Source organism: Shewanella inventionis, assembly GCF_014641855.1.
GTDB classification, from domain to species: domain Bacteria; phylum Pseudomonadota; class Gammaproteobacteria; order Enterobacterales; family Shewanellaceae; genus Shewanella; species Shewanella inventionis.
In genome coordinates this window covers 36,824-56,321 of record NZ_BMII01000033.1, presented here as the reverse complement: position 1 = coordinate 56,321, position 19,498 = coordinate 36,824, and the positions used below count along the sequence as shown (strand labels likewise).

Here is a 19,498-nt window from a genome sequence, read left to right as displayed (position 1 = left end):
ATGCGAAAAAAACTAAATACCTTGACTGAAGCCGATCACTGAAGCTAGATTTTACGGAGGTCTACTGGCGAACAAAAAAGTGATCGGCTTGAATGGTATTGACCGATCGGCATCATGGTATTACGCATCGGGTTGGATTCATTGACCGACGCCATGGTTGGCAGCGCCATTGGTTCGTTGCTTTTATCCGATCTTACCGCTGTGGCCGGTGACCGCTATAACTATGGTGTTGAAAATCGTCCCGTAAATATCTTCATCGATGAGGCGGCTGAAGTCGTCAACGATCCCTTCATTCAACTGCTCAACAAAGGCCGTGGCGCAAAAATGCGTTGTGTAATTGCTACTCAGACCTTTGCTGACTTTGCAGCTCGTACAGGCAGTGAAGCTAAGGCTCGCCAGGTGTTAGGTAACATCAACAACCTGATAGCCCTTCGGGTGATGGACGCCGAAACGCAGCAGTACATAACTGACAATCTGCCTAAGACTCGGTTGCAGTACATCATGCAAACTCAAGGTATGTCGTCCAACTCGGACAGCCCCGCGTTATTTACTGGCAATCATGGCGAACGCTTGATGGAGGAAGAAGGCGATATGTTTCCACCGCAGTTATTAGGCCAGCTACCTAACCTGGAGTACATCGCCAAGCTTTCAGGCGGCCGCGTGATCAAAGGTCGAATTCCTATTTTAACCAGCTCTACACAGGCAGCATAAGGAGTCTGTATGCATCATTCTGTCTGTCTGAAAATGACAACACTTACCAGTAAAGAAATGCTCGCTCAGTGGCAGCAACATAACCCCCAGTTCAAGGAAACCTTAAGACTGCTTGAAACCGACTGGCCTCATGCTTTGGCCTCGGTGTATTGCTTGGCGGACTACTTAACGGATGCGTTCACGTTAGATGGCCATTCCATCTTTGATTTGTGTCTCTGCAATGGATTGGGCAGTTATGAAGAAGTCAGTTGTGATGATGATAGTGTACGCCTTTGGAATTTCATTGAGGCACTGACCTGGACTGCCGCCAGTGCTTTAACCGGGATTCGCCTGCGTGATCCTGACCATTTCGAGTGGGCTGCCGTAGATGGTGTGTATTTCCACACATGGATTCGTAATCGTCCAAATCGAATGGCGTATTTGGCTGAAGGACGTATTGATGTGCGTTATGTCAGTGGCCATACATCGACAAAGCGGCTTCAACAAGTGATTAAAGCCCGGATTATGACGCCAACCGTTGCAGCCATGCTGGCGCGAGTAGAAGAGGATGTTTGGCATGAGCAAGCATAAGTCGGTTTGGCTGCTGTGTCTGGCACTGATGCTGGAGATTATTGCCATTGGCGTGTTAGTGCCCGGTGATTGGACTGGCCGGGTTATTAATAAAGAGAAGCAGATGATCCAAAATCAATTGGGCGCACAAACAAGCTATTGGATTGGTCAAACTAGCCATCGCTGGTATCAGTCATGGATTGTGGATACACAGATGGAGCAATCTGTGCGTGATTTTCTAATCCCCACTGAAGAACAACGACTTCGTTCTAAAGGGATGGAGAACATGGGAGGCTTTTGGTTCGTCTGGGTAGAAGACCGTATTCAGTCATTTTTTGATGTGTTGTACCAAGTGTTCACTCGATTTGCTTTGCTGATGGTCTGGTTGCCCTTTGCGCTTATTCTCATGTTACCGGCCCTGTGGGACGGCTTGATGACCTGGAAGATTAAGAAGACAACCTTTGATTTTTCGAGCCCTATCATTCACCGCTACAGCATGATCATCTTGGGTTCAGGCGTCATCTTACTGTTTATGGGATTGTTCGCCCCGTTGGCTATTCCACCGGTGGTTCTACCGTCGATGATCATCGGCTTGGCATTGATGGCAGGGTTGGCGTTAAGCCACTTGCAGAAACGGGTTTAAACTAAGTGATGAAATTTATGCTTCTATCTGCTAAAATTTTGTGGCGTCATAATATCTTGATGTGAGCTTTGGGGTAATAAATGAATATAAATGATGTGTGTGATTATGTCATACATAGGGTTATTGAATCAGGTGAGAGCCTAAGTAACCTAAAATTACAAAAATTGCTTTATTACGTTCAGTCGTGGCACTTAGCTTTTGAAAGTAAGCCGTTGTTCAATGGTAAGTTTCAAGCGTGGGTGCATGGCCCTGTTTCACGAGAAATATACTCAAGGTTCTCAGACACAAAATCTCTATATTCAGATATTAATCAAGAAGATATTAGCCAAGACTTCGACCCTGAAAACTTGGATTCAGATTGTAAGAGTCATATTGATCGTGTTTTGAGTGTTTATGCAAAGTATTCAGGTCCGCAACTTGAAGAAATGACTCATAAAGAATCTCCATGGGTTGAAGCCAGAGAAGGTTATTCTTCTTGGGAACGTTGTGAAGTGGAATTGAATGAAAATACCATGATGGAGTGCTACTCAAAGCGCTTGCAATAATGCAAAAAATACCAGTTTTAGATTTTGAACCTAAGTCATCTAAAGAGCCCGTTTTACTAAGTTCACCTGAAGCAATCAGGTGGACTTTTTCTTTACGGTATTGGGAACAAATTGACTATTTTGGTTTGGATAAATCGGAGTCTAAATGGTTTGTTTCTTTGCTAAATAAGTTAAAGGATTTATCACAAAAAGAAGTTGAAAAATTTATATCGGATGCCGCTGAAAAAGAGGCCTGGCGTTACCACAATATCAATTGGAATCAAAAGAACATACCAATTAAGCGCGAAGACTTAACTTGGATTGATGATTGTTATAGGAATAATCCTGAAGATTTTCCCATATTGCAGTTTCAAGTATCAAAATCCTTAGGACGTGTTGTTGGGTTTTGGGACGAAAGGAACGTATTCAACGTTGTACTTCTAGATCCGCTCCATAATATCCAGCCAAGTAAATCCCACTCGTATCGAGTCGATGATTGTAGTCCATTAAGCTGCGATTATTCTTCCATGATCTATAAATTAGATCTTATAAAGAAATCCCCTAAATGCACAGAAGAATGCATGACATTTAAAGACTTATCAAAGATTGATTCCATGAGTATTTCTACTAATGTGCTAATGCATTACTTGAATGATGAAGATATTCAAGAATTAGAGCGCGCTCTACAGGACGGAGGATATTCCGTAACAGACATACTGTTGCTAGGAATAGAAAGTCTTAAGCCGTAATTTTTCGAGATTGGCTTAATAACTACAAAATTCTTCAATCTATCTGACCACCGAACCCACCAATCCCAAGTCATTCTTCACTTCCCAATTCAAACAACGTGGAGTGACTATGGAACCTGTAAATATTCCATCCTATATCGATGACCCGCCGCACTTCCTGCTTTGGAGTGCCGATGAGATGGCTCCCATTCTGTTGGGGCTAGTGATCGGCATTTTTACCGGTAATGCCTTGGTTTTATGCCTGTTGGGGTTGGTGACAACCAAGCTCTATCGGCGTTTTCGTGATGGTCGCCCGGATGGTTTTATTCTTCACGCCATCTACTGGGCCGGACTGTTGCCAACCAAAGCCAAGACGATCCCTAACCCATTTATCAGGAGCTATCTGCCGTGAAGTTCGACGTGTTTTTAAAATCATGGCAAGGCACGCAATTAGAGAACCGATGGCAACGGTTCCTGATTGCGGTGCTGGTGCTATCTAACTTGCTGCTTGCGGTTGCGGCATTTTCTCGCAATACCGTGGTAGCCATTCAACCGCCAACCTTGTCTGAAACGGCTGAAGTGTCACGAAACCAGGCTACTCAGCCTTACTTGGAATCCTGGGGGCTCTACCTAGCTGAGCTTATGGGCAACGTGACGCCGGGCAATGTGTCTTTTATCCGGGTTGCTATCGAGCCGCTACTTTCACCTGCGGTGTACCAGCAAGTGGTCGATGCACTGGAGATTCAGGCAAGACAGATCCGTGAAGACCGAGTCACGCTCAAATTCCAACCCAGACAAGTGGAGTATGAGTATGAAACCGGCCATGTCTTTGTGACCGGTTATTCCTTGGTCTCTGGACCATCTGGAGATGAACAGCGTCAAACTCGCACCTATGAGTTTGACATCGACATTGAGCAATACCGTCCAAAGCTCAATTGGATGGATACGTATGAGGGGCAAGCTAGAACGAAGCGCGTTCGTGAAAAGTTGACCCAAGAGCAAAACCGGAGGGTGAATGATGCGAACCAAAATTAGTCGATGGCTGACTCCAAGCTTAATCGCAATCAGCTTGAGTGGCGTCCTGTTATCTCAAGCGTCGTATGCAGACGTGGAATTGCCGATTGTGCCAGCCAGTGTGATGAAGCAGTCTGCTACTGCAAATCCACCGACTCAAACCAATACGGCTTCAACGGATGTGCCAACAACGCTAATGATGACACCGGGAGTTAATGAACTGATCCCTGTAGCTCTTGGTCATCTGAATCGGATTGTGACGCCGTTTGAATCGCCTCAGGTGAGAACAACCAGTGATGCTCAGACGCAAATCAAGGGGAATGTTGTATATGTGGCCACGGACAAAGAATCACCGGTTTCACTTTACATCACTCCGCCTGGTCAGGAAGCGCCCGCATTATCTGTCACCTTAGTACCTCGTCGTATTCCACCGCGTGAAATTACCTTAGCTATTGATGGTCAGCAGTGGCCTATTAAGGGCGTCGTGAACCGAAAAGCCGCCACTTGGGAAACGGCTCAGCCATACGTCGATAGCTTACGTGATTTACTCAGACGCCTTGCACTAAATGAGTTACCACAAGGCTATGACATCCGTTTAGCTGGCCAAACTGACACAAGCCCGAAATGTTTTCAGCCTGGCTTAAAGTTTGGTTTTAAGCAGGGGCAAATTGTGACGGGACATTACTTCACCGTCTATGTAGGACTGGTTGAAAGCTTTGCCGATGAACCGATAGAAGCCAGTGAAATAGCTTGTCATGCACCAGATATAGTGGCAAGCGCCTACTGGCCTCGCAATATCTTGTTGCCGGGTGAAAAGACTGAGTTGTATGTGGTTGTTCGCAATCATCGTGAAGAAGCGGTGGAAAGTCAGCGACCTTCGCTTCTTGTGGGAGGTAAGTAACGATGAAAGCACAATGGGAACAAATGAGCCCGAACATGAAGCGGGGCCTATCGGTTGCCGGTATTGCTGGTGGTCTCATTCTTATGGTGATGGTGTTTTCACCTAATCCTGATGATGGCTCAAGCAGTCGGAACCGACAGGAAACAATCCGGCACATTCTTACGGATACCAATACTCGTGATGTTGGGGTCGATAGTTTGGCTGCAAACGTAAAACTACTCAGTGAGCGCAACGAGCAGTTACGCCGTGAAGTTGAACGCTTGCGTCGTGACGTCGATTCAGGACGGCTAAGCCCAGGTTCGCCTTCAATACCAAGTGAGGTTAATGCGGAGTTGGCTCGCCTTCGAGCGGAGCTTGATGATGTTCGCGCTGGAGGTGATTCAGTAGCTGAAGGCACAAATAGCCGTTTTGAAGTACCTTTATCTGCCATGGAATTGCCTAAAGAAGAAAAGCCACTGCCGTCTAACCCAGACGACTATTTTGCCAATGCGCCGCTGCCAGATCCGCTCTATCAGCAGCCAGCCAGTGGCCAAGGTTCACGAGCACGGGATGTTCCATTGCCGCCAATCACGATTCGTATGATTGAGCCTGAAGTGGTTGTCGAGCCAGAAGTTGTAGTGGAAGAAGCGCCGCCTTTGTATCTACCGGCGGGCAGCATCATCTCAGGTACTTTGATCACGGGTTTGGATGCACCTACTCACGAGTCCGCAAGACGCGAACCTTTTCCAGCATTGCTGAGGATTCAAAAGGAAGCCATTTTACCCAACCGATTTAGAGCGGATATCAAAGAGTGTTTCTTGATCGCCGCAGGTTACGGTGATTTGAGCTCTGAGCGTGCCTATTTGCGAGGCGAGACCATTTCATGTGTGAGAGAAGATGGCGGCGTCATTGAAACACGACTGGATTCTTATGCCGTAGGTGAAGACGGCAAAGCCGGTATTCGTGGCCGATTAGTGTCGAAACAAGGCCAACTGGTGGCTAAATCGATGATGGCCGGATTCCTACAGGGCTTGGCAGGCGCATTTGATGTGAATCCTGTACCAACGATTCAGACGGGTAATGCCGGTGATACTCAGCTGTACCAGCAAGTCATGAGCCAAGAAGCATTACAAGGTGCTGCGATTAAAGGCACCGGTAAAGCATTGGATCGAGTGGCCAAGTTCTATTTGGACATGGCTGAAAATATGTTCCCAGTCATAGAGGTAGACGCTGCAAGGAAAATTGAAGTCATAGTCACTCGTGGGGCCTCGTTGTCGTTGGCCACTTCGCAAGGGGGAGGTGCAAGAAGATGAAAAAATTCTGCATGTTGCTAACCGATCGAAGTCCGTTTCAGACAATAAGATGTGTATCCAGAGGAGAGTTAACCATGACGACATCAATGCAGAACAACCTAAAGCACCAGTCAAAACAGTGGTCTAAAGCTGGATTATTTTTATTGGCAGTCGGCTCAACCTTATTGTCTGGCTGTAGTTCATTGGGTCTCGGGAGTAGTGAATATGGATGCCCAGGTATGCCTGACGGTGTGCGCTGTTTATCCGCTCGTGAAGTCTATGAGCTTACCAGTAATGGCGCTGCACCCAAGACGATTGATGCTGTGGCGACTCGAATTGGTTCTCCCTCGGGGTATTCACAATCTGATTTAGAAACAGGACTGTTGAGCCATCCAGCATTACCCGAGACGCAGCAATCTGCACCTATTCGCATTCCTTCAAGGGTAATGCGGATTTGGATTGCGCCTTGGGAGGATGATCGTGGGGACCTGAATTTATCCAGCTACGTGTTTACCGAAATTGAACCGCGCCGGTGGGATATTGGGGTGTCAGCACCTCGAACGGTTTCGCCAGTGCTACGTCCACTTCAGACTCAAAGCGATTCTGCCTCAGCGGGAGCTGATGGTAAGCGCGATAACTTGAGTATCTACGGAGAAACTAACGAATGACAAATGCAGTTCGCACCATTCAGACTCAGCGCCTAATGACCATTGGTGCGCTTGGTTTGATGGCGTTAATGATTTCGGAGCCCTCATTTGCGGGCACCGGTGGTGATGCTTTCACCGATGTGTGGGATACCCTAAAAGATTGGACCCAAGGTACTTTGGGACGGATCGTAGCGGGAGCCATGGTTCTGGTGGGTATTGTGGGCGGTATCGCTCGCCAAAGCTTGATGGCTTTTGCTCTGGGCATTGGTGGCGGTATGGGTCTCTACAATACGCCAACCGTCGTTGAAAGTGTTATGTCTGCAACCTTACCTGTTGTTGCCAGCACTCAAGAAGTTATTGGCACAACAGTTCCAGCAATCAGTGCCGTTTTACTGGGCACCTGAATGTGAGCCATAGTAGGCAGTTCACTTAAGGTAATCAAACTAGGTCTACACAGCATCGGGTTATTAGTGATGTTGTGTAGACCTTTTCATTTCAACAACGCCGCATTAGCGAGTTTAGTTTACAGTATTAGGTATATTAATACCTAAGGTGTTAAAATCTCTATCACAATAAACCAAATGGTTTATACTGTTCGTGATATTCATACTTTGGGTGTTAAAATGTCATCTAAGATAAACTGGCTTGTTGCTCATACTTCTCCTGGTGCGCTAGTACTTCAGCAATGGCTGACTGAAAACGGCGTGAGCTACTCGTTGGCTCAGAAGTACGCGCAGAACGGTTGGCTGAAGAAGCTTAGTTCTGGTGTGTACTATCGTCCAAATGCGCAAGGCGATATAAAGCCAACTTGGGTTGATGCCATTCAAGCATTAGATGTGCAATTGGGCGTTTCAGTTCATTTGGCTGGATTGAGCAGCTTAACTCACCAAGGACTGAGTCACTATTTACAGCTGAACAAAGAGCAAGTTTGGATTTGCGTTAAAAACAAGTCGTCCTTACCAAAATGGTTTCGTGAATTCCCTTATCAGAATTGGTTTTACTGTGGAAACCATAAGCTTGAACTGAATCCCGAGAAAGATTTGAAAAGGATCACGGTTAAAGAGAAAGAGCTCACTGTCAGCTGTGCAGAACTTGCTGCCTATGAGGTGGTAGACGCGATTGGGAAGCTGATTTCATTTGAGCATGTCGCAGAATTATTTCAGGGTTTAGTCAATCTTAGCCCTAGAAAAGTACAAGATATTCTTGAACGAAGCAGCTCTGTTCAGGCAAACCGAATATTTCTATTTCTGGGTCGATACTACGATCACCAGTGGGTCAATCGCATAGATGAAACAAGAATTGAATTGGGTGCAGGAAAGCGGCAGGTTGTCGAAAAAGGACGTTTTGATGAGCGATATCAAATCACAGTGCCAGAGATATTAAGCGTCAAAAAAGGTGAACAACATAATGGATAAAGATAGCCCATATTACAAACAGGTTTCCTTGCTCATAAGAATGCTTCCTGTGGTAGCAACAGAGACGGTTTTTGCACTTAAAGGTGGCACCGCCATTAATTTATTTGTGAGAGATTTTCCTCGGTTATCTGTAGATATTGATCTTGCTTATCTTCCACTTGAACCAAGAGATGAGGCTTTGATTAATGTCAGGGCTGCATTGCAGCGCATTACAGACAGAATCAATACTCAACCAGATATCCGAGCGGCACTTCAGGATAATAAAGCTGATGAACTGAGAATAGTTGTATCAAGCCCGGTTGCGACGATCAAAATTGAAGTGTCGCCCGTCGCCAGAGGTACATTACATAGTGCAGAAATAATGCCAGTTCAAGAGTCTGTTGAAGACGAGTTTGGTTATGCTGAGATTCAGGTAGTCAGTCTTCCCGATCTGTATGGTGGGAAATTGTGTGCTGCAATGGATCGCCAACATCCTCGCGACTTATTTGATGTGCGTATGTTACTTGGCAGTGAAGGGATTTCGAGAGAGATTTTGGTGGGTTTTTTAACCTATACATTAAGTCACCCTAGGCCTATTAATGAAGTCATGTCGCCAAACTGGCAGCCTCTGAATGAGAAATTTCAGGCAGAATTTGACGGAATGACTTTTGAAAAAGTTGAATGCGAAGACTTAGCCTCTGTTAGGCCCATGATGTTAATTGAACTGCAAAAACATTTCACAGAAAGGGATCATGCTTTCCTTATGTCATTCAAAAGAGGGCAACCTGACTGGGCATTGTTTGACTATCCTAATGCAGCAGACTTGCCAGCGATTCGTTGGAAATTGCAGAACATTAACAAATTGGCAAAGAATCAAGCAAAACACCAAGAGCAATTAGATAAATTGAAGCAAGTGCTTGATGATTGGCTTGTTAACGCAAACGCCGAGTAATTCGTTTATAACAAACCTCAACGAGCTATAAGCCCCCTAGTTAGATTGCGATTTCTTCAATCTATCTAACCGAGTCCACATAGGACAACTGCATAGACTGGAGCCTCGATTTACATTAACGAGGACTCCTCATGCGAAAACTATCTCCAATCATTCTGGCGCTTGCGCTGTCTCCATTGGTTCAAGCTGAACCTGTGTCTGAAGTGTCGCCCGTTGGCAAAATTGACGGCATGGTTTCTTTGCCGGTCACGGGTATGAAAGCGGTCGAAAGCAATGGCCGTATTGTTTTCATGTCAGACAGTGGCCGGTTCGTCATTGATGGCACGCTCTATGATGCCTGGTCGAAAAAGCCGCTTACCAGCCTTGAAGAGATTCGTGAAGCGGGAAACACGCTGGACTTAAGTCGTCTTGGCTTAAAAATGGATGATTTGAACCCACTGACGCTGGGCGAAGGCAAAAAGAAAGTGGTGGTCTTTGTTGACCCCCGGTGCCCGCACTGCCATGAGCTTTTGAAACAAGCTTTACCGTTAACCAAAGAATACACCTTCCAAATACTCCCTGTGCCAGTGCTTGGTCCTGATTCAGAGCGTCAGGTTCGCCAGCTTGGCTGTGCGCGTGACAAAAAAGCGGCCACCGATGCATTGCTGAATGGCCGGATTGGTAACCTAGAACAGGATGATGCCTGCAACTTAGAACCAATGCAGCGTACCTTGGTGACGGCTCAAATCCTGGGCATTCAAGGTGTGCCTTTCATCGTCGCCAATGATGGTCGCATCAGCCGAGGCCGTCCTTATGATCTTTCTGCTTGGTTGGAGGGGCGTTAATGAAAGCCTCTCTGTATTCAGGGCAACGCGCTTCAGAGCTCTTGCCAGTATTGGCCTATTCCGACGATGAGCAACTGTTTTTCATGGAAGACCAGAGTGTTGGCTTTGGTTTTCTATGTGACCCGTTGCCGGGTGGTGATGAGTCTGTTGCAGACAGGGTTAATGTTCTACTCAACAACGACTGGCCAAAAGACACTTTGCTGCAATTTGGCCTGTACGCATCCCCTGATATTCAAACCGACCTTCAGCGCATGATGGGCTTACGGCATCGTCAATCCGATCCATTGCTTAGGGCGTCGATACGCAAACGTGCGGATTTCCTCGATGGGGGCACGGTTCAACCGATAGAAGAATCGACCCAGACTCAGGTACGCAACTTTCAACTGATCGTCACTTGCAAATTGCCTTTGGAAAGTTCTATACCGACGGAGCGTGAGTTGAGTAGAGCATCCGCGCTTCGAGCTTCTTTCTCACAGGCGTTGGCAACGGTTGGTTTTCGCGTCACTGAGATGACTGACCGAAATTGGCTCGCGGCATTAAGTGCTCAGCTTAACTGGGGAAAAGATGCTTCTTGGCGCAATCCATCTCCAATCCGCAGTGAGGCAGATAAACCACTTAGGGAGCAAGTGTTGGATTATGACCGAGCTATCAAGGTGGATAGCCAAGGTCTGATGCTGGGTGATTACCGAGTTAAAACCTTATCATTTAAGCGCTTGCCTGAGCGGATCTGGTTTGGTCATGCCGCAAGTTTTGCGGGCGATATGATGACGGGCAGTCGCGGTTTACGCGGCAGCTTTTTGCTAAATGTCACCATTCACTTTCCCTCAGCTGAGGCGATGCGATCTCGTTTAGAGACGAAGCGTCAATGGGCGGTCAATCAGGCCTATGGCCCGATGCTCAAGTTTGTGCCGGTGCTTGCAGCCAAGAAAAAGGGGTTTGATGTTCTTTTTGAAGCTTTGCAAGAAGGTGATCGTCCTATTCGGGCAAATATGACCTTAACGCTGTTTTCCCCGACGGAAGAGGCGTCCATCAGCTCTGTTTCAAATGCTCGAACCTATTTCAAAGAGCTCGGATTTGAGCTGATGGAAGACAAGTACTTCTGTTTGCCCATTTTCCTGAATGCCTTGCCATTTGGAGCTGACCGCCAGGCGATGAACGACTTGTTTCGATTCAAGACCATGGCGACACGGCATGTCATCCCTCTGTTGCCTTTGTTTGCGGATTGGAAAGGCACTGGCACGCCGGTGATTAACTTTGTTTCCCGTAATGGTCAGATCATGAGTGTGTCCCTTTATGACTCGGGCAGTAATTACAACTGTTGCATCGCGGCGCAATCGGGGTCGGGCAAGTCTTTCCTAGTGAACGAAATCATCTCCTCCTACTTATCAGAAGGAGGCCAATGCTGGGTGATTGATGTTGGCCGCTCTTATGAAAAGCTGTGTGAAGTCTATGACGGTGAGTTCTTACAGTTCGGGCGGGACAGTGGCATTTGCTTAAATCCGTTTGAAATCGTTGAGGACTATGACGAAGAAGCGGATGTACTGGTTGGGTTATTGGCCGCAATGGCCGCACCTACGCAGTCATTAACGGATTTTCAGATGGCCAACTTAAAACGTCAGACCCGTGAACTGTGGGAGAAAAAAGGTCGTGCCATGTTAGTTGATGATGTGGCAGAGGCTTTAAAAAATCACGAAGACCGACGTGTGCAAGACGTGGGTGAGCAGCTCTATCCGTTTACGACACAGGGCGAATATGGCCGTTTCTTTAATGGTCACAACAATATTCGCTTCAAAAACCGTTTCACCGTTCTGGAGTTAGAAGAGCTCAAGGGGCGTAAGCATCTACAACAAGTGGTGTTGCTTCAGCTTATCTACCAAATCCAACAAGAGATGTACTTAGGTGAGCGGGATCGTCGCAAGATTGTGTTCATTGACGAAGCCTGGGATCTGCTGACTCAAGGTGATGTCGGTAAGTTCATCGAGACGGGTTACCGTCGATTTCGAAAATATGGCGGCAGTGCTGTAACGGTAACGCAGTCGGTCAACGATTTGTATGACAGCCCTACAGGTAAAGCCATCGCTGAAAACTCGGCCAATATGTACCTGCTTGGCCAAAAAGCTGAAACCATCAACGCGCTCAAAAAAGAAGGCCGCTTGCCACTAGGTGAAGGCGGTTATGAATACCTGAAAACGGTTCATACCGTCACGGGTGTCTATTCCGAAATTTTCTTTATTACCGAGATGGGCACCGGGATTGGCCGCCTCATCGTCGATCCGTTTCACAAGCTGTTGTACTCGTCCCGTGCAGAAGATGTAAACGCGATTAAACAGTTAACGCGCAAAGGCCTTTCTGTTGCTGATGCCATCTCTCAGTTGTTGAAGGAGCGAGGCTATGAATAAAACCACGCTTTGGCCATTTATGGCTTCTATTACTTTGTCTATTGCTGGTAGCGGTTTAATGACCAGCTGGCTCTTAATGAAAACACTCGAACCCATCCACAGCCAGTTGGCGTTAAGTACGCCCATTGCAGTCGTGGATTTTGGGGAGGCGGTGTTGTCATTGGGCCCCAATGCCAGCGAACAAGACATCGAATCCAGGTTGCTTCAGACCAATCAGCAAATTGAAAAGCTAAAAGCAGCCGGTTTTATCGTGCTGGATGCCCAAGCGGTGGTGGGTGCTGATGATTCTGTATTTGTGCCAGTAGGCTCAAAGGAGGTGTCTCATGCAGATACTCCGTAAAAGAATGCCTTGGCGGCCATATCTCATTCGGTTGACCGTTCTTGCGTTAATCATGGCCTTGGTAGGCACCTACGCCATGATGCGCTACCGAATAGGTATTGATACCCAGCAAGAGCGCTGCCTGCCTGATACCACGGTGTATCTGATTGACCTATGGAATAAAGAGCCCGTTAAGGATGGTTTGTATGCCTTCCACTCAAAAGGACTCGCTCCGTTATATAACGACGGTACTCGTATGCTGAAACGCCTAACAGGGATGCCTGGGGATGAAGTCAATGTGACTCCTGAGCATGTGCTGGTGAATGGTGCTCAAGTCTCTACCGGCATGGCATTAGCCCGGCGTCTTGGTGTGGCGGAATCACAATTTAGCCGCTCATTGACGCTGCAAGAAAACGAGTATTGGTTTTCCGGCGAGGCTGCTACGAGTTTCGACTCCCGCTATTGGAATGCCGTTAAGCGCGAGCAGATTGTCGGTCGCGCTTGGCCGCTTTGGTAGGAGGTAGATGATGCAAAGACTATGTCTCTTATTTTTGTTGGTTGCTCCATTGGCTTGGGTTCAAGTGTCCTGGGCACAAGAGCCTTATCCGTTGTCTGACGAGGACAAAAAGATCGTCGAAATGAGCCGCAGCATTTTACAAAGTGCTGTGGATGGCTCATCTGAATTTATCGAGCCTTTTGCACCGGTTGAACAACCTGTGTCGCTCAAACACAGCGATGAATGGTTGATATTTGCGTCGTCCTCACTGGGGGATTCCTCACTGAAGCAGCTATTTAAAGAGGCCAGTACAACCGGCGCTATTGTGTTGTTTCGGGGAATTCCTGAAGGAAAGACCTTGGGGGCGGCTATCCGTGATTGGCATACGCTGATGGTGGGACTTGATCCTGTTCCTCAGGTTCGAATCGATCCGAAAGCCTTTGTGCACTGGCGGGTGACTAGCGTGCCTGCCATTTTCCGCATAGAAGATGACAAGGTGACTGCAAGTGCACTAGGGGTTTACAGCAAGGACTGGTTGCAGCGTCAAATTGAAACCGGCAATACCGGTTCATTGGGTCAACGCGGTCCTATTCATTCGATTTTAGAACCGGATTTGATGCAAGTGGCGATGCAGCGTTTACAGTCGATTGACTTAGGCGCGTTAAAGAAAAAAGCCATTGAGCGTTTCTGGTCTCGCCAAACATTTACTGAGTTACCCAAAGCCACGCAGTATCGGATAAGAATGGTTGATCCAACCATCGTCATGCATCGGCCACTATTGGATGCCAATGGCCGAACATTGATCCCAGCAGGAACGCGTATTAACCCGCTAAAAGCCTTGCCATTTACTCAGCAGCTTGTGGTGTTTAATGCGTCGAACGCTGAAGAAGTGGACGCAGTTGCGCATTGGCTTGAGACGCAAGATAGGACACTACGACGCATTACGCTTATCACCACGCAGCTCGACCGTACTCAAGGCTGGAATAGCCTCAATGCGCTCGAAAAGACATTGGACAGTCCGGTTTACCTTCTCAATGCCTCGCTAAAGCAGCGCTTTGATTTGCAAGTCACCCCATCGTTTGTTCAAGCAAAGGGACTCGCGTTTGAAATTGAAGAAATTCCAGCAAAGGAGCTTGTTCATGAAAAAGCTCAATAATACGTATCGTCTGTTGCGGACTCTCGTTGTCATGTTTGTCCTTGGCGCATCTATTCCTGCTAAAGCCGAATTGACCTGCCCAGACGCGGGGTTATTGTCCGGCAAGTTGCTGACGTATGTTTGCTGGTCATGCATTTTTCCTATCCGGGTTGCCGGTCTTCCTCTTGGCTCTGGCAATGTCCCAAGCGGCGCATCAAACAAGTCATTTTGCTTATGTGAAGACAACTTAGGTGTGCCAAGGCCAGGTATTGTTACCAGTATGTGGGAGCCAGCGCGTTTGATTGAACTGGTCAGAACGCCGGGTTGTTCGCCTTCCCTGGGAGGGATTCGTTTACCGTTAGGTGATAGACGACTGCAAGGTGGTCATGGCGAGGGTGAATACGATACCGGTGATCTTGCTTTCTACCATTACCATTATTACGCCTTTCCGCTTTTGGTCATGCTCGATTTGTTCATGGATGGCAATTGCAATGCCGATGGTTACATGGACTTTGACTTGATGTATTTGTCGGAATTGGACCCAACATGGCTGAACGATGAACTGGCCTTTTTTACTCAGCCTGAAGCTGCTGCCGTTGCCAATCCATTGGCTATCTCTGCTTGTACCGCTGACGCTGCCTCATCAACGCTTGGTAAACCCATCGACCAGTTGTTTTGGTGTGCTGGCAGTTGGGGCCATCTCTACCCGTTATCTGGCCACACCTTAGCTTTTGGCTCATTAGCAGAAAACACCAGTCATTTAGCGGCGCGAGCAATCGCGGCTCAACACAGGCGTGGTCTTGCTAGGCGAACAATGGGGAACAGTGCGCTATGCCGACCTGTTATCGAACCCATGCTGCCGAAATCCCAATACAAGATGAGTATGTTCTTCCCTGTACCGGAAACTGAAAGTGCGCATGTCATCGGTGAAAGCACCATGAAATGGGGAGAGTGGCGAACGATCCCCGGTGCCGGAGAAGATGCGCTCTACATTTTGTGGCGCTGGCAAGACTGCTGTAACTTGGGAGGTTAACTATGAAACCAACACTTTTTACCCGAGTTTTAGCGGGTATTTTATCAATCACTATGGCGTGCTTGCCCTTACATGGTGTGGCCGCTGATGTGCAGCGCCAATCCGGCCTAAGCGGACAACAAGAAGGTAAGCAATTGCTGCAAAACTGGACGATGCCCGCACTCAATGGCAATACATTGTCGGTGCCGAATGGCAGTGGTAATGAGTCCATTAACTTGCAAGAGCTTTTCCCTGGTATGGATCAGGGCTCATTGGATGTCTTAACGGGCGTTTATGGCTCTGATGCCAGCATGAATCAATTGGGGACACAGCGCCAAGAGAGCATGGCATCCGAAAGTGGCGCTACGGGTGAAGCATTTCGTTCGTTACAGCAAATCAAAGACAGGTCTCGGCCAGATATGGTCAATGATCCGCTTTGGGCATTAACTGATGCGGTTCAAACTGACCCCAATCTATTAACGCAAAGCTTCCCAGGCTGTGAGTCTCAAGGTGAAGGCAGCCCAAACTATCAGCAATGTGACAGGCTCAATACAGCGGTTAACAGCTGCACTATTACTCACGATTACACGGCAGGCATTATTGAGCATGTTTCAGGACCGATGAACCTTCGCTCTTGTGGTGAGGGGTGTCTTGAAGTTTGGATAGGACGAATTGGCGACAACTACTGGAGTGGTCGTTGTAAAGTGTTCGAACAGGCCATCACACTCAAAGTCGTGAATCCCGATGCGATTACCTCAGCCGTACTTGAGTACGCCAAATGGGATGACTACATGCAAGTGTGGCTTGGTGATCAGAAAGTCTGGTCTGGGCCGAACAATAACTTTCCACCAGAAACGGCTGGTCGCTGCGAGCTTAGTACCAGTTGGGAGCGCAATCCTAATACTGACTTAACCGCTAAGCTAAAAGCGGTAGAGCCCGGTTTAGAAGTGCCGGTAAAAATTCGCGTATCGGTTACGGGTAGTGGTGAGGGGTATGCACGCATCAAGGTGCGTTTTGATCCAACCAAGGTGGTGATGAATGATAGTTGGTCACCACAGTCCTGTATCGAACAAGCAGCGGATATCCCGACGAAGTTTTCAGACTACAGCATTCAATGTACGGATCAGCCGTCATCAACCAACGGATGTACGGTGGTCAATGGTGTTTCAGTTTGTGAATCCTATTTTGCCCCAAGCCCAGTGGCTGGCATATCGCCTTTGTGTCGGCGTGTACAAGTGAGTGTGGATGATGAAAGCTATAAGGGGATTGAAAATCAGGCCTGCCAAGTGCTTGAAGCGAATCCTTCCTGTGGCTTCATGTCATCAGAATGTGCTGAAACCAATGATAAAGGTGAATGCATTCGTTTTACCGATACCTATGACTGTGGATTGCAAACCAGCGATCCAAAGTGTGTGGTATCCAACCTTATGCCAAGTAGTTTTGAGGCCTGTGAGCCTACTCAGACGATTACGCCATTCACTGAAACCAAGCATGTACCGGATTACCAGGTGTGCGAAAAGATCAGCACGCTTACTCAGTGTCAGTTAGAGCGACGTGTATCTGCTGAAACCCATCAACAAAGCTGGTCCATTGAGCGTGGTTGCTTTAGCTCCGAAACGCTCAGTTTTGTTCCACAGCACAGCAGTACTATGCAAACTGGAAACGCGACGCTGAGGATTTTTGATAATCAAAATACTGAGATAGAAATCACCGAGTCGCCATCCAAGGCAAATGGTTGGAAAACGACACTCTCACTGACGGGCAATAAGAAAACGGTGACTGAGACGAAACCGTCCATTAAGTACCCTGAAATGACCTGTCCAAAAGGAACCTTGGTTGGCTCATTGTGCAAGGTCGTTAATGGGTCGATTATTTCGTGGCATGAACCTCAGGAAGTCACTCGTTCCAGATGTGAATCCGGCTGGAACAAAGTCGATTTCGATACTTGCAGCCGAGAAGTTCAGAAGTGTTTGGCTCCTGCGAAACTGAGCGCTTCATTGACCTTCTCTGGCAAGTACTTAGAGCAAGACGTTGTTCATCAATCAAGTGACCCAGGCATAGACCAATGCTTGATGCAAACGGATCAGTTTACTGCGGTGCAGTGGCAGTGTTTGGATACGGGCACAAAACGAATTGAAGGGTTAACGGTTGGTAGTGGCGAGTTGGCCAATCTGGGAAGCCTTTATCCGGCGGTTGTTTCGTCTCCTGCTCATTTAACCAGTCGTGGCAGTTCTGATGGACTGGGGCTCTCATGCTGGAGGGCAAGAGCGACCTACAATGCTTCGACTGCTCATCCAGAGTTCAACATGGGCAGCTCAGATAGCTGGGTAGATGCCAATGGTAATACACAAACCATCGTCAATAACGGACAAAATACGACCACCAATACGTGTGCCGCGCTAGAGCAAAACCCGGCCTGCCAGTATGTCAGAACCGAATGCACTGAAGGCGGGGCTGGTCATGAAGGCTTCTGTTATATCCAAAGTTTGGTGTATGACTGCGGACAAAGCGTTGAAGTGCAAAATGCTCGAATGGAAACTCAATACAACTGTGAGGGGCCAGTTCGCTGTATGGGCACAGATTGTTTAGAGCCAGAGTCAATCAAGCAGGCTAACTTTGCAGAAGCAGCTGCGATGCTTAATGCGGCGCAGTTTATGACCAATGATATGTCATGTACGGGCGCTGATGGCCAAGATAACGTCGAGTGTACGGTCTTTAAAGGTAATGCTGGCCAGTGCAAAAAAGCCGTTGGTGGCATAGTGGATTGCTGTGAAAAGCCAAGTGGCGTGTCGTTATCGGATTACATCACGATGATAGTGGCGGTTAACAAGCTTGATACGGCAGTCATGGCCATGAATCCGTCGTCAGCTATCTATGGTTCGTGGAATACGCTTAGGGAACCAATCACCAGTACTTGGAGTGCGGTCAAAGAGCCCTTTGTGTCTGCATGGGACTCTCTCATGGGGGCTGGGCCATCAACGGCTGCTGGCGCGGGAGCGGAGCAAGCTGCGACAGGCTTCATGCAGGTGTTGACCAACAAAACGGCTGAATGGGTAGGCACGACCTTTGGTTCGGGGGCGCAATCGGCACTGTTTAGTAACGTTGGTGGCGCGGTTGGAGCCGATGGTGTTGTTTCGGGTGGTAACTTCGCGCTGGGTGGCGCTGCTGGCGCGGTTCTGAGTACGGTTATGACGGCCTACATGATTTATTCAGTCACCATGATCCTCATTCAGCTTATCTGGAAATGTGAGCAGAGTGAGTTTGAAATGAACGCCAAGCGGGTATTGAAGAGTTGCCACTATGTAGGCTCTTACTGCAAGTCTAAGTTCTTAGGTGCCTGTGTTGAAAAACGGCAGTCATATTGCTGCTTTACTTCGCCGCTTTCACGGATCATTCAGGAACAAGTACGTCCGCAATTGGGCCTTGGCTGGGGCAGTGCCAAGTCACCAAACTGTGAAGGTTTAACCGCGAGTCAGTTAAACCAGGTGGATTGGAGCCAAGTCAATCTGGATGAATGGATAGGTATCTTATCGATAACAGGCAACCTACCCGAAGTACCGCCACTGGATCTGGAAAGACTCACTGGCTCAGGAAGTACCCTAAACGTTGATGGAAACCGTCAAAGTACCGCAGACAGAGCCATTGAACGGCTAAACGGAATGGATGCCCAGAAACTGCGTCAGGAGGCGACAGAAGAAATTTCGGGGAATAATTAAAAGAAGTTGCTTCATCAGTATTAATGGAACCAGTACTGATGAAGAAATAGAAGTGTTTGATTCATCATTCTTCCGAAGTTTACTAAATAGCTTGATCGATTAGCATAAGCTTGAGTTTTAGGGAAGCTGCGAATAGGTCCTGCGATTTAGGTATCGAGCGAAGCTTTGAGCTTTGAGCTGACCGCCTAACTTTTGAACACCAAATTTCCAATTCTCCCCAATTTTCGGCCGGATTTCGACCCTATTTCGGGCGATTCCCGGAT

19 protein-coding genes and 1 pseudogene are annotated in these 19,498 nt (G+C 47.7%); all 20 read left to right on the top strand.

The genetic code is table 11. From position 1 onward, the window contains the following. Positions 1–117: 117 nt before the first annotated feature. Positions 118–711, top strand: a pseudogene (locus IEW93_RS17465) (TraM recognition domain-containing protein); the annotation flags it as partial. 9 nt (positions 712–720) lie between these two features. Then, the gene (locus tag IEW93_RS17460) at positions 721–1,281 is read left to right on the top strand and encodes a conjugative transfer protein (protein WP_188740535.1); all 561 of its coding nucleotides are present in this window, start codon (positions 721–723) and stop codon (positions 1,279–1,281) included. Beyond that, a complete protein-coding gene (locus IEW93_RS17455) occupies positions 1,268–1,903 on the top strand; it encodes an IncC plasmid conjugative DNA transfer DtrJ family protein (protein WP_188740534.1) in 636 nt (211 codons plus the stop codon). The genes IEW93_RS17460 and IEW93_RS17455 overlap by 14 nt, the downstream gene beginning before the upstream one ends. Positions 1,904–1,983: 80 nt before the next feature. Next, positions 1,984–2,448: a Panacea domain-containing protein gene (locus IEW93_RS17450; RefSeq protein WP_188740533.1), complete on the top strand. Its 465-nt coding sequence runs from the start codon at positions 1,984–1,986 to the stop codon at positions 2,446–2,448. Then, entirely contained in the window at positions 2,448–3,176 is a 729-nt protein-coding gene (locus tag IEW93_RS17445; protein ID WP_188740532.1) for a UU032 domain-containing protein, read from the top strand. The genes IEW93_RS17450 and IEW93_RS17445 overlap by 1 nt, the downstream gene beginning before the upstream one ends. Positions 3,177–3,285: 109 nt before the next feature. Beyond that, positions 3,286–3,567 (top strand): type IV conjugative transfer system protein TraL, encoded by a 282-nt coding sequence (traL, locus tag IEW93_RS17440; protein ID WP_000433889.1) that lies wholly within the window; start codon positions 3,286–3,288, stop codon positions 3,565–3,567. Next, positions 3,564–4,190: a TraE/TraK family type IV conjugative transfer system protein gene (locus IEW93_RS17435; protein ID WP_028870242.1), complete on the top strand. Its 627-nt coding sequence runs from the start codon at positions 3,564–3,566 to the stop codon at positions 4,188–4,190. Before traL ends, IEW93_RS17435 begins: the two co-directional genes overlap by 4 nt. Next, positions 4,174–5,070 carry a TraK domain-containing protein gene (locus IEW93_RS17430; RefSeq protein ID WP_188740538.1) on the top strand — a complete coding sequence of 299 codons (897 nt, stop codon included), beginning with the start codon at positions 4,174–4,176 and terminating at the stop codon, positions 5,068–5,070. The genes IEW93_RS17435 and IEW93_RS17430 overlap by 17 nt, the downstream gene beginning before the upstream one ends. A 2-nt stretch (positions 5,071–5,072) precedes the next feature. Beyond that, the gene (locus tag IEW93_RS17425; RefSeq protein WP_188740531.1) at positions 5,073–6,362 is read left to right on the top strand and encodes a TraB/VirB10 family protein; all 1,290 of its coding nucleotides are present in this window, start codon (positions 5,073–5,075) and stop codon (positions 6,360–6,362) included. 74 nt (positions 6,363–6,436) lie between these two features. After that, complete coding sequence (locus IEW93_RS17420; RefSeq protein WP_188740530.1) at positions 6,437–7,009, top strand: TraV family lipoprotein; 573 nt, start codon at positions 6,437–6,439, stop codon at positions 7,007–7,009. Further along, entirely contained in the window at positions 7,006–7,392 is a 387-nt protein-coding gene (gene traA / locus IEW93_RS17415) for a TraA family conjugative transfer protein (protein ID WP_000180225.1), read from the top strand. The genes IEW93_RS17420 and traA overlap by 4 nt, the downstream gene beginning before the upstream one ends. Before the next feature lie 219 nt (positions 7,393–7,611). Further along, positions 7,612–8,403, top strand: a complete 792-nt coding sequence (locus IEW93_RS17410) for a type IV toxin-antitoxin system AbiEi family antitoxin (RefSeq protein WP_188740529.1) — start codon at positions 7,612–7,614, stop codon at positions 8,401–8,403. Next, positions 8,396–9,334, top strand: a complete 939-nt coding sequence (locus IEW93_RS17405) for a nucleotidyl transferase AbiEii/AbiGii toxin family protein (RefSeq protein WP_188740528.1) — start codon at positions 8,396–8,398, stop codon at positions 9,332–9,334. The genes IEW93_RS17410 and IEW93_RS17405 overlap by 8 nt, the downstream gene beginning before the upstream one ends. Positions 9,335–9,465: 131 nt before the next feature. After that, a complete protein-coding gene (locus tag IEW93_RS17400; protein ID WP_001228924.1) occupies positions 9,466–10,158 on the top strand; it encodes a DsbC family protein in 693 nt (230 codons plus the stop codon). Further along, positions 10,158–12,557: a type IV secretion system protein TraC gene (gene traC / locus IEW93_RS17395; protein WP_156846295.1), complete on the top strand. Its 2,400-nt coding sequence runs from the start codon at positions 10,158–10,160 to the stop codon at positions 12,555–12,557. The genes IEW93_RS17400 and traC overlap by 1 nt, the downstream gene beginning before the upstream one ends. After that, on the top strand, positions 12,550–12,897 hold the full coding sequence (locus tag IEW93_RS17390) for a hypothetical protein (protein WP_001044650.1): 348 nt from the start codon (positions 12,550–12,552) through the stop codon (positions 12,895–12,897). The genes traC and IEW93_RS17390 overlap by 8 nt, the downstream gene beginning before the upstream one ends. Then, positions 12,881–13,393, top strand: coding sequence for a S26 family signal peptidase (locus IEW93_RS17385; protein WP_188740527.1), 513 nt, complete (start codon positions 12,881–12,883; stop codon positions 13,391–13,393). The genes IEW93_RS17390 and IEW93_RS17385 overlap by 17 nt, the downstream gene beginning before the upstream one ends. Positions 13,394–13,514: 121 nt before the next feature. Continuing rightward, positions 13,515–14,528, top strand: a complete 1,014-nt coding sequence (locus IEW93_RS17380) for a TrbC family F-type conjugative pilus assembly protein (RefSeq protein ID WP_428847854.1) — start codon at positions 13,515–13,517, stop codon at positions 14,526–14,528. A gap of 31 nt (positions 14,529–14,559) precedes the next feature. Continuing rightward, complete coding sequence (locus IEW93_RS17375; RefSeq protein WP_428847853.1) at positions 14,560–15,540, top strand: TraU family protein; 981 nt, start codon at positions 14,560–14,562, stop codon at positions 15,538–15,540. Positions 15,541–15,542: 2 nt separating this feature from the next. Further along, positions 15,543–19,235: a conjugal transfer protein TraN gene (gene traN, locus IEW93_RS17370; protein WP_188740525.1), complete on the top strand. Its 3,693-nt coding sequence runs from the start codon at positions 15,543–15,545 to the stop codon at positions 19,233–19,235. Positions 19,236–19,498 lie beyond the last annotated feature (263 nt).

Coding starts and splice junctions, on each gene's coding strand:
- IEW93_RS17425 (WP_188740531.1), top strand. CDS start 5,073: ATGAAAGCACAATGGGAACAAATGAGCCCGAACATGAAGCGGGGCCTA.
- IEW93_RS17380 (WP_428847854.1), top strand. CDS start 13,515: ATGAGCCGCAGCATTTTACAAAGTGCTGTGGATGGCTCATCTGAATTT.
- IEW93_RS17460 (WP_188740535.1), top strand. CDS start 721: ATGCATCATTCTGTCTGTCTGAAAATGACAACACTTACCAGTAAAGAA.
- IEW93_RS17405 (WP_188740528.1), top strand. CDS start 8,396: ATGGATAAAGATAGCCCATATTACAAACAGGTTTCCTTGCTCATAAGA.
- traA (WP_000180225.1), top strand. CDS start 7,006: ATGACAAATGCAGTTCGCACCATTCAGACTCAGCGCCTAATGACCATT.
- IEW93_RS17455 (WP_188740534.1), top strand. CDS start 1,268: ATGAGCAAGCATAAGTCGGTTTGGCTGCTGTGTCTGGCACTGATGCTG.
- IEW93_RS17390 (WP_001044650.1), top strand. CDS start 12,550: ATGAATAAAACCACGCTTTGGCCATTTATGGCTTCTATTACTTTGTCT.
- IEW93_RS17400 (WP_001228924.1), top strand. CDS start 9,466: ATGCGAAAACTATCTCCAATCATTCTGGCGCTTGCGCTGTCTCCATTG.
- IEW93_RS17445 (WP_188740532.1), top strand. CDS start 2,448: ATGCAAAAAATACCAGTTTTAGATTTTGAACCTAAGTCATCTAAAGAG.
- IEW93_RS17430 (WP_188740538.1), top strand. CDS start 4,174: ATGCGAACCAAAATTAGTCGATGGCTGACTCCAAGCTTAATCGCAATC.
- IEW93_RS17375 (WP_428847853.1), top strand. CDS start 14,560: ATGTTTGTCCTTGGCGCATCTATTCCTGCTAAAGCCGAATTGACCTGC.
- traC (WP_156846295.1), top strand. CDS start 10,158: ATGAAAGCCTCTCTGTATTCAGGGCAACGCGCTTCAGAGCTCTTGCCA.
- traL (WP_000433889.1), top strand. CDS start 3,286: ATGGAACCTGTAAATATTCCATCCTATATCGATGACCCGCCGCACTTC.
- traN (WP_188740525.1), top strand. CDS start 15,543: ATGAAACCAACACTTTTTACCCGAGTTTTAGCGGGTATTTTATCAATC.
- IEW93_RS17385 (WP_188740527.1), top strand. CDS start 12,881: ATGCAGATACTCCGTAAAAGAATGCCTTGGCGGCCATATCTCATTCGG.
- IEW93_RS17450 (WP_188740533.1), top strand. CDS start 1,984: ATGAATATAAATGATGTGTGTGATTATGTCATACATAGGGTTATTGAA.
- IEW93_RS17420 (WP_188740530.1), top strand. CDS start 6,437: ATGACGACATCAATGCAGAACAACCTAAAGCACCAGTCAAAACAGTGG.
- IEW93_RS17410 (WP_188740529.1), top strand. CDS start 7,612: ATGTCATCTAAGATAAACTGGCTTGTTGCTCATACTTCTCCTGGTGCG.